The sequence below is a fragment of the Aeromonas dhakensis genome, assembly GCF_002285935.1.
Classification (GTDB): domain Bacteria; phylum Pseudomonadota; class Gammaproteobacteria; order Enterobacterales; family Aeromonadaceae; genus Aeromonas; species Aeromonas dhakensis.
Genome location: NZ_CP023141.1, coordinates 4,402,314 through 4,414,106, shown reverse-complemented (window position 1 = coordinate 4,414,106; position 11,793 = coordinate 4,402,314). Strand labels below are relative to the sequence as shown.

Below are 11,793 nucleotides of genomic sequence, written 5' to 3'. Positions count from 1 at the left end.
TACTGACAGATTGCGCGCCAGCCCCGTTATCCGGGCGCTGGCGGCGCAGAGCGGCGGGGGCAGGGCCTGCGGATTATTGCCGGATCAGGCGCAGGTTGGCCGGCACTACTTCCCAGTCGCTGCGAAACGGGTTGATGTCCAGGCCGCCGCGGCGGGTGTAGCGGGCGTAGACGGTCAGCTGGCTCGGTGCGCAGAAGTGCTTGAGATCGGTGAAGATCCGCTCGATGCACTGCTCGTGGAACTCGTTGTGCTGGCGAAACGAGATGAGGTAGCGCAGCAGTTTTTCCCGGTCCAGCTGCGGGCCGCGATAGTGGATCACCACGGAGCCCCAGTCCGGCTGGCTGGTCACCAGGCAGTTGGATTTGAGCAGGTGGCTGTGCAGGGTCTCCTCCACCTCCTGGCTGCCGGCCGCACCTTGCAGCAGGTCGGCATCGAACTCGTAGCGGTCCACCTCGATATCCTGCTCGTCGATGCACTCGCCCGGCAGGGCGGCAATGTGGTGCGGAGCCTGGGCCAGCGGGAACAGGGTGACGCTCACATCGCTGCCGGCACAGGCGCTCAAATCCTTGACCAGCATGGCCTGCACTGCTTCCAGCGAGTCGCAGCGGGTCTGGTTGAAGGAGTTGAGATAGAGCTTGAACGACTTGGATTCGATGAGGTTCGCGCTGGTGGCAGGCACCGAGACCTCGCCGACGGCGACCATGGGCTTGCCTTTGGCATTGAGCCAGGAGAGCTCGTACAGGGTCCAGACGTCGCAGCCCTGGAACGGCAGCTCGCCGCCAAGACCAAGGTCGTCGCGGTTCAGACTGCGGGGCACCGGCTGCAGCAGGGCCGGGGTGTACTGGCTGATGTAGGCCGATTGCTGGCCGAGACTCAGCCCCTGCAGGGCGCTGGCGCCGGCGTATCTATCTTGTTTGCTCATCTGTGTGACTCGAACGTTGAATGGGCGATGGCAGAGGCATGGGCCCCGCTTGGGGTGGCAAGGCGGGGAGTGCCGGCTGGCGATCCGCGCTTCACCTTGTCTGCTCATGGCTTTGATGGTGCAATAGCGGACTTTGGCAGCAATTGTGGGGAATTTCGATGTCGGATCAAGTCTTGTCTGCCCTGGAACACTTTTTTTTGCGCTGGCAGCGCGACGGCGAGGCGAGGCGAGGGCTGCCCCTGTGCGAGTGGGAGGCGGACTGGCGCTCCCCCTGCGAGCTGGATGAACCCAAAGAAGGTCGGGTCGCCTGGCGCCCGCATCGGCGCACCGAGCCCGCCGATTTCACGGCGATGAACGAGGCGCTCGAGCTGACCCTGCACCCGGCCGCGCAGGCCCTGTTTGGTGGCTGGTTCAGCCGCCCTGTGCCCTGCCTCTACAAGGGGCTGCGGCTCGAGTTTGTGCTGCCCTGGAACGAGGCGGATCTCGACCTGCTCAAGGAGAACCTTATCGGCCACCTGCTGATGCTGCGCAAGTTGAAGCGCAGCCCCTCCCTGTTCATCGCCACCACCCGCAACGAGATGACGCTGGTATCGCTCGACAACGAGAGTGGTCAGGTGTGGCTGGAGTGGCTCGACTCGGGCCGCCGATTGGTGCTGGCGCCTTCTCTGCCCGCGTTCCTCGAGCGGCTGGAGACCCTGCCGCAATAAGCGGCGTCAGCCACAATGAAAAACGCCTTGCCGACCGGCAAGGCGTTTTTGTTTGGTTCACCGCCGGGCTCAGTCCTTGAAATCCCAGGAGAGGTTGGCGACCAGCCGGCAGGGATCGCACTTGAAGTCGAAGATCTCGTGCAAGGGCTCGGCCAGTGCCCACTCGCCGCCGCAGCCCGGACAGGGGCGGGCCTTCTCCTCGGCCGCACTGCGGCCGCCCACCCGGTAGAGGTAGTAGTAGGTAGGGATGCCGGTGAGGGCTTCCAGCCGCTTGCCGAGATCGCTGCCACGGCGCTGGAGCCGGCTGCCCACCTCACCGATTTCGTGCAGCGCCGCATGTTCGGCGATGGAGCCGTTCATCTGCAGCTGATCGCACGCCTCCCAATCCTCCTGCCACTTGATGATCTGCTTGTGGTCGCCGTTGGCGACGGCCGGCAGCCGATAGAGCGGGATGGGGGCGAAGTGATCGCCGCAGCGCAGCGGCGAGCAGGTGTGCAGGAAGCTGGTATAGAGCAGCATCCAGCTGGGGCGCTCGCCATCATGGCCGCAGGGGTCGGTGCTGTCAGAGAGCAGGTCCGCCCCCTGCAGGTGGAGTTTGGGGGCGAGCAGCCCGGCCTGGTGCAGGCCCTGCTCCGCCAGCTTGACCTGTTCGCTCTGGTTGTCGGGGTGCAGGCTGTCCTGCTCCGGGCAGACCACCCGGCTGACGAAGTAGCCCTCGTGCATGCTGGTGGGGAACTCCCGGCCGAGGATCTGGCCCTGATAGCGCAGCATGTCGAGGTAGTTGACGATGGCCCGCTCGGCCTCGCCCAGCGAGGTGTCACGATAGCACTCAAAGCAGAGTTCGAGGATGTACATGGTTCACGACTTCCCCTGCTGGAGCAGCAGTTCGGTCAGCCGATCCACTTTGCGTTCGAGACGTTCGAGCCGTTCAGCAAGCTGCAGCAGGGTGGGTTCGGCGGCGGGAGCGGGGGCCTCCTGAGCCGGGCTGGCGACTTCCGGGGCGCCTGCGGGTTGCTGCTTCCACTGGCTCAGCACTTTGAGCAGATCGGCCATGGGAACGGGCTGGCCGAGGCGGGCCTTGACCATGGCGGTGGTGGGGGCGATGCCCTTGGCCGCCAGTTCATTGGCGATGCGGATGATCTCTTGGGCTGACATGAGTGCTCCTGCACGGCATGGGGATATTGGGGCTGGACGGGGCACAGAGCTTAACCAAAGCGCGAAGGGCTGAAAAGCGGGAAGCGGGTCAATCGTGCCGGCGCAGCAGTACGTCCAGCTCATCGATGGTTTCCGACCAGTCCGAATCGTTCCACAGGGCATCGCGCAGAAAATTGGCCTGGGCACTGGTCCAGAAGGGGGCTTCCGGCAGCAGGGTCTGGTTGTCGAGGCGGTGCTCGTGAATGAAGCGGTGCAGGCTCAGCTCGTCGTTGGCCAGCCCCAGCTGGGCAAACAGGGCGGCCAGATCGTGGGTCAGGAACTCCATCTCATCTCTCCGAAAAGACATTCCAGAACAGTATAGGCTCGCCCCGTGGCGGGAGATTTACAGGCTGGGTACCCGATGTGGCGGGAGGTCAACGCCGACCACCTGCAGCCCCTGCATGCGCAGTTGCCCCAGGTAGTGGCTCTCGCCATCGCTGGAAAATTCGAACTCGTAATAGGTGAGCAGGCGCAGCGGCTGGTGGGCCAGCGCCCGGTGGCTGCGCGCCAGCGACAGCAGTTGCAGGTCGTGATGCTGGCAGTAGCGGCGCATGTATTGCCAGGCGAGTTCGGCCTGGCGCCGCTGGTGCCAGAAGGCACCTGCACCCAGGGTCAGCAGCAAGATGGCGAGCACTTCACCCATCGCGGGCTCCTTTTGCGGTGTGTCCGTGTCGGGTGGCGCCCCGCCAGGGGGCGGGGCGCCGCTATCATCAGGCCGAGGCGAACAGGCGGCCGATGGCCTGGCCCAGGGCGTCGCTGCGCTCGGGGTCGCGCAGTCTGGCCAGCATATCATTGCGCAGGGCCGGCAGGGTCACCAGTTCGGCAAATACCTGATTGAAGAACTGGGTCGGCTGCAGGGCCAGCTGCTCCAGGAACAGGCTGAGCAGGGCGGCATCCTTCAGATCGGGCCAGAGCCGGCCGGCGATGGCCAGCAGCAGGGCCGGGCTCGGCTGGGTTTGCAGCAGGGTCAGCAGCTTGTTGGTACGCATGCTGCTGCCGTTGCAGGAGGCCAGCGCCCGACACAGGTAGGCCAGGGTCTCGGCGTTGGGCTCGGCGCACTCCTGCTCCTTGCCGATGCGCTCGAACAGGGCGCCCTGTACGGCCGGCGGCAGCGGGGCGTTTTCCAGGCTCTGGCAGAGGGCATAGAGCGGCTCTTGCGGCAGCTTCGGCAGTGCCTTGCACACCAGCGCCAGGTTGCGCTCATCCTGCAGCCGCTCCGCCAGATCGGCAAAGCCCTGCACGCCGAGGGTCTGCCACCCCTCGGGAGAGGGAGCGGACAGGTAGTGGCAGAGTCCTTCGAAGTAGGCGGACGGGGCCTGCTCCAGCTGGCGGGCCAGCTTGGCGTGCAGGCTGGCCATCTTGGCTTCGGCCGGGCGGAAGGTGTAGGGATTCTCGGCCAGCCGCTGGGCTTTCTCCTCATCGAGCTCGCCGGTCAGCTTGTAGCCCAGGGTCTCCACCACCTGATCCATGAAGTGCTTGGGGCCGCTCGAGATGAGCAGACCGCGCTCGTCGAGGGCAAACTTGAGGAACCAGAGGTAGTGGCGCGACTCGGCCGGCTGGAAGAAGTGGACGCCGAGCCAGGCGTGCTGCTGCAGGGGCCAGGGATAGGGCTCCTGCTGCTGCTCGATGCGCACGAAGGTGTCGCTCGCCAGCGGCCGCACCTGGCGGCCCATGTCGAACAGCTGAAACTGGGTATCGGCCTGGGTCAGAAAATCAGTCAGAGTATTGATGGTGGACATGAGGTGATCCGGCTAAGGGTGATGCGGGCCGATTATAAGGCGCTGGCACAAGATAGCCAGCAGGGCGGCGTGTTGCGGCCGGCGGCGACCCGTACGGATGGCCGCCGGGGGCATGGCAGAGAGCGGGGGGGAGGGTGTATAGTAGCGCCCTTTTTTGCAAAGCCCGGTTTGCTGTTGACTGAACCGCGAACCGGGGACGTGGTGATGAGGAAGAGAGCGCAATGAATCAATATCTGCTGGTAGCCGGCCTGCTGGGCGAACTGACCGCCGAACTGCAACGTCTGGAACGTTGGCAAGCGACCCATCCGGGGGAAGAGGCCCTGGCCAGCGAGCTGCCGTTTTGCGTCGATACCCTGAGCTTCGATCAGTGGCTGCAGTTCGTGCTGATCCCGCGCATGGAGCAGTTGGTGCTGCTGCAGGCGCCATTGCCCAGCAGCGTCTCTCTCTATCCCATGGCCAGCGAAGTCTACAAGGAAGAGCTAGCCGAGGTCGAAGCCCTGCTGCGCCTGATCGCCCGCTTCGATCTGCTGCTCTCCGGCAAAGTGGTCGAACAATGATGAGCGAGCAGACCCTGGTTCATCAGAAGAAAACGCAGACGGGTGGCAGTTCAGATGCTTGCACCACTCAAGACGACGGCGAGATGAAGCTGACCCTGCTCTACCAGGATGACTGGCTGGTGGCGGTCAACAAGCCCTCCGGTTTGCTGGTGCACCGCAGCTGGCTCGACAAGGCCGAAACCCGTTTTGCCATGCAGATGACCCGGGATCTCATCGGCGGTCGTCACGTCTATCCGGTACATCGGCTGGACAGACCCACTTCGGGGGTGCTGCTGTTTGCCCTCGATCCTGCCGTGGCCCGTACCCTGACCGAGGCCTTTGCCGCCCGTCAGGTCCACAAGGAGTATCTGGCGCTGGTGCGTGGCTGGGCTCCGGAGCAGGGGGTGATCGACTACCCCCTCAAGGAGCAGCTGGACAAGATCGCCGATGCCATGAGCGATCCGGATCGTCCGGCCCAGGAGGCGGTGACCGCGTTTCGTCGCCTGCATCAGGTCGAGTTGCCCCATGCGGTCTCCAAGAAACACCCCACCAGTCGCTACAGCCTGGTCCGCCTGTTTCCCAAGACGGGTCGCAAGCATCAGCTGCGCCGCCATCTCGATCATCTGTTCCACCCTATCGTCGGTGACACCACCCACGGCGATGGCCGCCACAACCGCTTCTTTCGCGAGCACTATGGCTGTGATCGCCTGCTGCTGGTGGCCCGCACCCTCAGCTTTCAGCACCCAGTGCTGAAGGTGCCGATGCGCATCCAGGCGCCGCTGGGGTCGCACGTGCTGCAGCTGTTTGCCGAACTGGGCTGGCCTGCCAGCGAGAGCGACTACTGAAGCGTTCGGGGTGTTGCCTGACTCCGCGCTGTGGCATGCTGGGCATCCATGTTGGGCAAAGGGGGTCGTGATGGTGCAGATAGATATAGTGGTGGGAACCGTGTACGGGGCTGCCATGCTGGTGGCCGAGACGCTGGCTGCGCGGCTGGAACAGGCGGGACACGGCTGTCGGGTGTTCGAGGAGGCCGAGCTGGAAGATCTGGATGCGAGTCGATTCTTGCTGGTCATCACCGCCACCACCGGCCAGGGCGACATTCCCCCCAATCTGCAACCACTGGCTACTGCCCTGACTGATCGGGCTCCCTATATGAAAGGGTGGCGATATGCCCTCATCGCCATGGGTGACAGCAGCTATGAGCACTTCTGCGGCGCCGGTCGTCACCTCGATGGACTGCTGCAGGAGCTTGGTGCCAGCCCTCTGCTGCCCCGCCTGGAAATAGATGCCACGGTCGACGATGAACCGGAAAAAGTGGCGCTGGCCTGGCTCAATGACTGGCTGAATAAACTCTAGCGACCACTTTTTTTCATCACTTATAGATCCCCGTTCAGTCCGTCTGGCGGGGATATTTATTTTGTGGGGCAGGCCAGTCTCAACTGGCCATATTTGCCCGCTATTTCTACGGTTATTTTTCAAACCGTTCCTTGTTTGCTCAGTGATTTATTTCGGCGCCAGCTGACATGCCGCAAATTTAAAAGTTCCCCATTGAAAGCGATTTCAGTCATGTTTTTGTCATCAATTTGAATATTTATCACTTAATCTTCGAAGCGAATTAATTGTTGGTAGCGGTTTCATGGTGGATCTTTTTGCATTTCAACCATAGTGAATAGTGAGTTATTGCATAAATTTACAGTTATCCATCCCATAAAACCCTCTGCGGCCAATGCTGGGCGATTTGTCGCCATTTTGTGAATCAGCTCATGTTTGTCCCGAAATTGGCTACCTATAATCGGCCTCGGTTATCACCCAAACGTTTTTACGGTGATAAGAACTTGGATATTCAGGATCACACTCCTCACAGCGGGAATAAGGAAAATGAAAATGAAAGCAAAGTGGCTCCCGATCGCTGCAGCAGTAACCGCAGCCCTGGCTTCCCAAGCCGCCTTCGCCGTTGATTTCCACGGCTACATGCGTTCCGGTGTCGGTACTTCCGATAACGGCGGCCTGCAAACCTATTCCAAGGCGAAAGTCGGTCGTCTGGGCAACGAAGCCGAGACCTACGGCGAAGTTCAGCTGGGTCAAGAGGCTTACAACAAGGACGGCAAGTCCTTCTACGTAGACTCCATGTTTGCAATGGTGGCAGGTCAGCAGGGTCGTGACTGGGAAAGCACCAGCGGCAGCGATGCCGACTTTGCTCTGCGCCAATTCAACGTCCAGGCCAAGGGCGTGCTGGGCTTCGCACCGGAAGCTACCCTGTGGGCCGGTAAGCGTTACTATCAACGTCACGACATCCACATCTCCGACTTCTACTACTGGGATGTGTCTGGTGCCGGTGCTGGTGTCGAAAACATCCAGGCTGGTCCGGGCAAGCTCTCATTTGCATGGCTGCGTAACGACCCGTGGGAAGATTACGACAAGTTTGTAGGTGGTGTTGGTGTCGACAAGCGTGTTGATACCGACGTACTGGACCTGCGTTATGCTGGTATCCCGCTGTGGAAAGACGGCTCCCTGGAGCTGGGCTATGACTACGCCCGCGGCAACCTGACCGATGAACAGAAAGCGGCTCTGGGCAGCAAGGATTACGAGAAAAACGGCCACATGCTGACCGCCGAGTTGACCCAATCCATGCTGGGTGGCTTCAACAAGACCGTGGTTCAGTATTTCGCCGACGGTTATGCCTCTCAGGCTGTTGACTACGGTAGCGGTTCTGGCAGCGGCCTGAGCCAATCTGCCGCCAAGGGCGATGGCTGGCGCTTCATCAACTGGGGCGTGCTGCCGGTTGGCGACAAGGTCGAGTTTGGTCACCAGCTGGTTTACGGTACTGCCAGTGACCTCGAGAATGACAGCGTTGACAAAGACACCTTCTCCGTTGTCGTTCGCCCGATGTACAAGTGGAATGACACCATGAAGACCATCGCCGAGCTTGGCTATCACCATGACAGCTACAAGCCGAACAATGGCACCGAAACCAGCACCATCGGCAAGAAATACACCCTGGCTCAGGCCTGGTCCGCCGGCTCCAGCTTCTGGGCCCGTCCGGAAATCCGCGTCTACGCTTCTTACCTGGATTCTGACGGTCAGTTCCGCCCGGATGCCAATGGCGTGAAACAGGACGATTCCTGGAACTTCGGTGTTCAAGCTGAAGCTTGGTGGTAATCTGTTTACGTCATGACTGCAAGTGCCCCCGCATGACGGGGGCTCTTTTTTTACAACACGTTTCTTAGGGTCACGCGATGAGATATTCCAGATTAGCCTTGACTGTATTCTGTTCTGTTGTGCTGGGTGGGTGCGCCACGTTGGAAACGACGGTAGCGCCGACTCAGGAGTTCAAGTCCATCATGGGAAATCGCGACGTTGCGATGAGCCAATTGGCTACGGTTAGCAGCTGTTGTCGCGATGTCTCCAGTCTGCCATTTCAGGACATACAACCGGGCGCAACCAAGCTTATCCCCATTGATGGCAGCTCCCCCGTTTACGCTTTCAGCGAAGGGAAAAGCCACTTCGCCGCCTTCCGGTTGCCGGTCAACTCCGGTGACCTGCGCATCACGGTTGATGGCTTGATCGACAAATCGCTGTTCAACCCGACCGTCTTGATGCTTGATTCCAAATTCAATGTGACCCGCAAGTTGGGCAGCGACGTGTTCAAGTACGAGCCTGCACGCATGCTGCAGGGGGATCGCATGGAAGCCGTGTTTACCGTGGATCGCTCCTATGTCGGTAATCCCAACAACGAAAGTTACATGGTGATCTACACAGACCAGAGTGGTCTGGACAAAACAACCACCATTCTGAGCCCTTCCAAGCTGATGACCAAGTCGCTGGGGGTGGTTGATTATGGTGAAAAAGACCCCGTCATTCCGCACTCCCCTTGGGGCGTGGTCAGCCTCTCTGTAGAGGACTTGAGTGGCGTCAAAACCGAGAGCAACTATTACAAGCCCGTCTATCAGGATGTGATTGATGCCAACACCCCGGTAGTCAACACGGCACCAAACAAGCTTGTCGTGCCCCTGGCGACCGCCGGCGCAGTCAAGAGCAGTGCCCCCATGCTGAGCGAAACCGAGGCCTTCTATCAATCCCAGATCGAGAAAGCGGTGAAAGCCGGCGACATCGACAAGGCGATGAGACTGGTCAGCGAAGCGGAACGGGCAGGTTCGACCAAGGCGAAATCGGTCTTTGTGGATGCGGTCAAGCGTTCCCAGAAAGGCTGAATATCGTCCGGTCTTTAAAAGAAAATATTTATTTGAGGCCTCCCTTGTTGGAGGCCTTTTTAATCGGTAGACTAAAATAGAAAAAACAGCAAATGGTTACATTAAGTTACATTGAGTTTCATGGTGTATTGTTTTGATTGGCTAAAATACAATGCGAAACAGCACTTTTCATATTTCTGGTTTAGCATGAAGATGCCGAAATATAGCTGTAATTAGCTGAAAATTCCCGCCGAAATTATCTTGTGATCTCCCCTCCAAATTTTTTATTCGCTTACCCCTGATGGAAGATATTTGCGATCTGCTGGGTTATATTCAGCTGGTCAAAATAAACAAACCCGCGTCGAATTCATGCCGATGAGAGATGATGTTCTTGGTCGTCTATAAATTGGACTGAAGCGTCTACGGTAAGACATTCCATTCAGGAGCGCACACATGTTAAAAAATGCTTTCTCTAATCTGCAAAAGGTCGGTAAGGCGCTGATGCTGCCAGTATCGGTCTTGCCCGTTGCAGGTATTCTGCTGGGGGTGGGTGCTGCCCACTTCAGCTGGTTGCCGGAAATTGTCTCCCAGCTGATGGAGCAGGCCGGTGGTTCCGTATTCGGTCAGATGGCCCTGCTGTTCGCAGTGGGCGTGGCACTCGGCTTTACCAATAACGACGGCGTATCCGGCCTGTCCGCCATCGTTGGCTACGGCATCATGAGCGCCACCCTGAAGGTGATGGCCCCCGTGATGGGCGTCGAGACCATCGAGACCGGCGTACTGGGTGGTATCCTCGCCGGTGGCGTGGCCGCCTGGGCGTTCAACCGCTTCTACAAGATCCAGTTGCCCGAGTACCTGGGCTTCTTCGCCGGCAAGCGTGCCGTGCCGATCATCACCGGTTTCGTCTCTATCGGTCTGGGCGTGATCCTGTCCGTGATTTGGCCGCCGGTAGGTGCCGCCATCGGTGCCTTCTCCGACTGGGCTGCCAACCAGAACCCGGTACTGGCCTTCGGTATCTACGGCGTGGTTGAGCGCTCCCTGATCCCGTTCGGTCTGCACCACATCTGGAACGTGCCGTTCTTCTATCAGGCTGGTACCTGTGTCAACGCCGCTGGCGAAACCGTACACGGCATCATGACCTGCTTCCTGACTGCTGACGACGCCTCCCGCGCTGCCGGCAACGGCTTCGGCCAGCTGGCTGGTGGCTACCTGTTCAAGATGTTCGGTCTGCCTGCCGCCGCGTTTGCCATCGCGCACTCCGCCAAGCCGGAAAACCGCGCCAAGATCGTAGGTATCATGGCCTCTGCCGCCCTGACCTCTTTCCTGACCGGTATCACCGAGCCTATCGAGTTCTCCTTCCTGTTCATCGCCCCGGTACTGTACGCCATCCACGCCGTGCTGGCCGGTCTGGCCTACGTGCTGACCAACTCCCTGGGCGTGGTACACGGCCACACCTTCTCCAACGGCTTCATCGACTTCGTGGTGCAATCCCCGCGTGCCGATCACATGCTGCTGCTGGTGGGTCTGGGTCTGGTTTATGCCGTCATCTACTACGTGGTCTTCACCGTGGTCATCCGTGCCATGAACCTGAAAACCCCGGGTCGTGAAGACGAAGCGGCCGAAGAGAGCGTTGGTCAGAGCAAGGACGAGATGTCTGCCGCACTGGTCACTGCCTTCGGTGGCAAGGAGAACATCGCTTCTCTGGACGCTTGCATCACCCGTCTGCGTGTCGGCGTGAAGGATGTGGCCAAGGTTGACCAGGCCGGTCTGAAGAAACTGGGCGCCGCCGGTGTGGTGGTTGCAGGTTCTGGCGTACAAGCCATCTTCGGTACCAAGTCCGACAACCTGAAAACCGACATGGACATCTGGATGAAGAGCAACTAATCCCTGCTTTCATTCCGAGTTCCGAAAAGGGAGGCGCAAGCCTCCCTTTTTGCTGGGCCGCGTTTGGGTGGCAGGACATGTGCGGGGCTGGCCTGATGGCGCCAGCCTAGTGTGACCCAATGAAAAAGGCGCCCGTGGGCGCCTTTGCTGCATCAGACCGGTTTAGAGCTTTTCCAGATCCCGCTCGATTTCGCTGATCTTGTTCTGCACCACTTTTTCCAGGTGACGCAGGTCGCGCAAGATCTTCTGCTTGATGTCCGGGTCGGCCTGCACGTGCACGCCCTGGGTCAGGTTGTCGAGCTCGTCCACCACGTATTTCAGATTGGCGTTGATCTCGGTGACATCCTTGTACTCATGGGTGCCCGAATCGACCAGCATGGTCTTGCGCTGGCGCGGGTATTTGAACTTGACGCTCTTGGCGAAAAACTCGCCCTTCTGCTTCTTGAAGTAGATCTTGAGGATGTCGTGGTTGGCCTCCTGGCGCAGGGTATAGCTGTCGACGGAGGCGGGATCCTGGATCCCCAGGCTCTTCAGATTCTCGTACATCAGGCTTCCTCGGTTTGAAACGATCCTGTCACGTCTATCTTAACCGAGCCGGTGTGGCTTGCCTGTGACAGGGGC

General features: G+C 60.0%; 14 protein-coding genes. 7 read left to right on the top strand and 7 right to left on the bottom strand.

Annotated elements, in window-relative coordinates; translation table 11 throughout:
* Positions 1–73: 73 nt before the first annotated feature.
* Positions 74–922 carry an NADPH-dependent 7-cyano-7-deazaguanine reductase QueF gene (queF, locus tag CK627_RS20355; RefSeq protein WP_026141994.1) on the bottom strand — a complete coding sequence of 283 codons (849 nt, stop codon included), beginning with the start codon at positions 920–922 and terminating at the stop codon, positions 74–76.
* A gap of 158 nt (positions 923–1,080) precedes the next feature.
* Between queF and syd the strand changes: the two genes are divergently transcribed.
* On the top strand, positions 1,081–1,629 hold the full coding sequence (gene syd / locus CK627_RS20350) for a SecY-interacting protein (protein WP_010634792.1): 549 nt from the start codon (positions 1,081–1,083) through the stop codon (positions 1,627–1,629).
* 69 nt (positions 1,630–1,698) lie between these two features.
* On the opposite strand, the gene CK627_RS20345 is transcribed toward syd, so the two are convergent.
* The 5 genes from CK627_RS20345 to CK627_RS20325 form a co-directional block, all read right to left on the bottom strand.
* Positions 1,699–2,484 (bottom strand): Zn-ribbon-containing protein, encoded by a 786-nt coding sequence (locus CK627_RS20345; RefSeq protein ID WP_042009249.1) that lies wholly within the window; start codon positions 2,482–2,484, stop codon positions 1,699–1,701.
* 3 nt (positions 2,485–2,487) lie between these two features.
* Positions 2,488–2,784: a DNA-binding protein gene (locus tag CK627_RS20340; protein ID WP_095593223.1), complete on the bottom strand. Its 297-nt coding sequence runs from the start codon at positions 2,782–2,784 to the stop codon at positions 2,488–2,490.
* 88 nt (positions 2,785–2,872) lie between these two features.
* Positions 2,873–3,109, bottom strand: coding sequence for a DUF2789 domain-containing protein (locus tag CK627_RS20335; RefSeq protein WP_005303490.1), 237 nt, complete (start codon positions 3,107–3,109; stop codon positions 2,873–2,875).
* A 57-nt stretch (positions 3,110–3,166) separates the two neighbouring features.
* Positions 3,167–3,466: a DUF3301 domain-containing protein gene (locus CK627_RS20330; RefSeq protein WP_005303488.1), complete on the bottom strand. Its 300-nt coding sequence runs from the start codon at positions 3,464–3,466 to the stop codon at positions 3,167–3,169.
* A gap of 67 nt (positions 3,467–3,533) precedes the next feature.
* The gene (locus CK627_RS20325; RefSeq protein ID WP_005303486.1) at positions 3,534–4,562 is read right to left on the bottom strand and encodes a DUF3549 family protein; all 1,029 of its coding nucleotides are present in this window, start codon (positions 4,560–4,562) and stop codon (positions 3,534–3,536) included.
* Positions 4,563–4,783: 221 nt separating this feature from the next.
* On the opposite strand from CK627_RS20325, the gene CK627_RS20320 reads away from it, so the two are divergent.
* The 6 genes from CK627_RS20320 to ptsG all read left to right on the top strand — a co-directional run bounded on the left by CK627_RS20320 (position 4,784) and on the right by ptsG (position 11,172).
* Positions 4,784–5,119: a YqcC family protein gene (locus CK627_RS20320; protein WP_005303485.1), complete on the top strand. Its 336-nt coding sequence runs from the start codon at positions 4,784–4,786 to the stop codon at positions 5,117–5,119.
* Entirely contained in the window at positions 5,116–5,943 is an 828-nt protein-coding gene (truC, locus tag CK627_RS20315) for a tRNA pseudouridine(65) synthase TruC (protein ID WP_174704186.1), read from the top strand. Before CK627_RS20320 ends, truC begins: the two co-directional genes overlap by 4 nt.
* A gap of 70 nt (positions 5,944–6,013) precedes the next feature.
* The gene (locus CK627_RS20310) at positions 6,014–6,454 is read left to right on the top strand and encodes a flavodoxin (RefSeq protein WP_005303481.1); all 441 of its coding nucleotides are present in this window, start codon (positions 6,014–6,016) and stop codon (positions 6,452–6,454) included.
* Between the two features lie 528 nt (positions 6,455–6,982).
* The gene (locus CK627_RS20305) at positions 6,983–8,257 is read left to right on the top strand and encodes a maltoporin (protein WP_005303479.1); all 1,275 of its coding nucleotides are present in this window, start codon (positions 6,983–6,985) and stop codon (positions 8,255–8,257) included.
* A gap of 182 nt (positions 8,258–8,439) precedes the next feature.
* Positions 8,440–9,309 carry a MalM family protein gene (locus CK627_RS20300; protein WP_226009481.1) on the top strand — a complete coding sequence of 290 codons (870 nt, stop codon included), beginning with the start codon at positions 8,440–8,442 and terminating at the stop codon, positions 9,307–9,309.
* Between the two features lie 432 nt (positions 9,310–9,741).
* A complete protein-coding gene (gene ptsG, locus CK627_RS20295; RefSeq protein WP_017764113.1) occupies positions 9,742–11,172 on the top strand; it encodes a PTS glucose transporter subunit IIBC in 1,431 nt (476 codons plus the stop codon).
* 162 nt (positions 11,173–11,334) lie between these two features.
* Here ptsG and CK627_RS20290 read toward each other — a convergent pair whose 3' ends face one another.
* Complete coding sequence (locus CK627_RS20290) at positions 11,335–11,718, bottom strand: DUF3461 family protein (RefSeq protein ID WP_005303475.1); 384 nt, start codon at positions 11,716–11,718, stop codon at positions 11,335–11,337.
* Between the last annotated feature and the right edge of the window lie 75 nt (positions 11,719–11,793).

Coding starts and splice junctions, on each gene's coding strand:
- ptsG (WP_017764113.1), top strand. CDS start 9,742: ATGTTAAAAAATGCTTTCTCTAATCTGCAAAAGGTCGGTAAGGCGCTG.
- CK627_RS20340 (WP_095593223.1), bottom strand. CDS start 2,784: ATGTCAGCCCAAGAGATCATCCGCATCGCCAATGAACTGGCGGCCAAG.
- CK627_RS20325 (WP_005303486.1), bottom strand. CDS start 4,562: ATGTCCACCATCAATACTCTGACTGATTTTCTGACCCAGGCCGATACC.
- CK627_RS20335 (WP_005303490.1), bottom strand. CDS start 3,109: ATGGAGTTCCTGACCCACGATCTGGCCGCCCTGTTTGCCCAGCTGGGG.
- syd (WP_010634792.1), top strand. CDS start 1,081: ATGTCGGATCAAGTCTTGTCTGCCCTGGAACACTTTTTTTTGCGCTGG.
- queF (WP_026141994.1), bottom strand. CDS start 922: ATGAGCAAACAAGATAGATACGCCGGCGCCAGCGCCCTGCAGGGGCTG.
- CK627_RS20330 (WP_005303488.1), bottom strand. CDS start 3,466: ATGGGTGAAGTGCTCGCCATCTTGCTGCTGACCCTGGGTGCAGGTGCC.
- CK627_RS20310 (WP_005303481.1), top strand. CDS start 6,014: ATGGTGCAGATAGATATAGTGGTGGGAACCGTGTACGGGGCTGCCATG.
- CK627_RS20290 (WP_005303475.1), bottom strand. CDS start 11,718: ATGTACGAGAATCTGAAGAGCCTGGGGATCCAGGATCCCGCCTCCGTC.
- CK627_RS20305 (WP_005303479.1), top strand. CDS start 6,983: ATGAAAGCAAAGTGGCTCCCGATCGCTGCAGCAGTAACCGCAGCCCTG.
- CK627_RS20300 (WP_226009481.1), top strand. CDS start 8,440: ATGGGAAATCGCGACGTTGCGATGAGCCAATTGGCTACGGTTAGCAGC.
- CK627_RS20320 (WP_005303485.1), top strand. CDS start 4,784: ATGAATCAATATCTGCTGGTAGCCGGCCTGCTGGGCGAACTGACCGCC.
- truC (WP_174704186.1), top strand. CDS start 5,116: ATGATGAGCGAGCAGACCCTGGTTCATCAGAAGAAAACGCAGACGGGT.
- CK627_RS20345 (WP_042009249.1), bottom strand. CDS start 2,484: ATGTACATCCTCGAACTCTGCTTTGAGTGCTATCGTGACACCTCGCTG.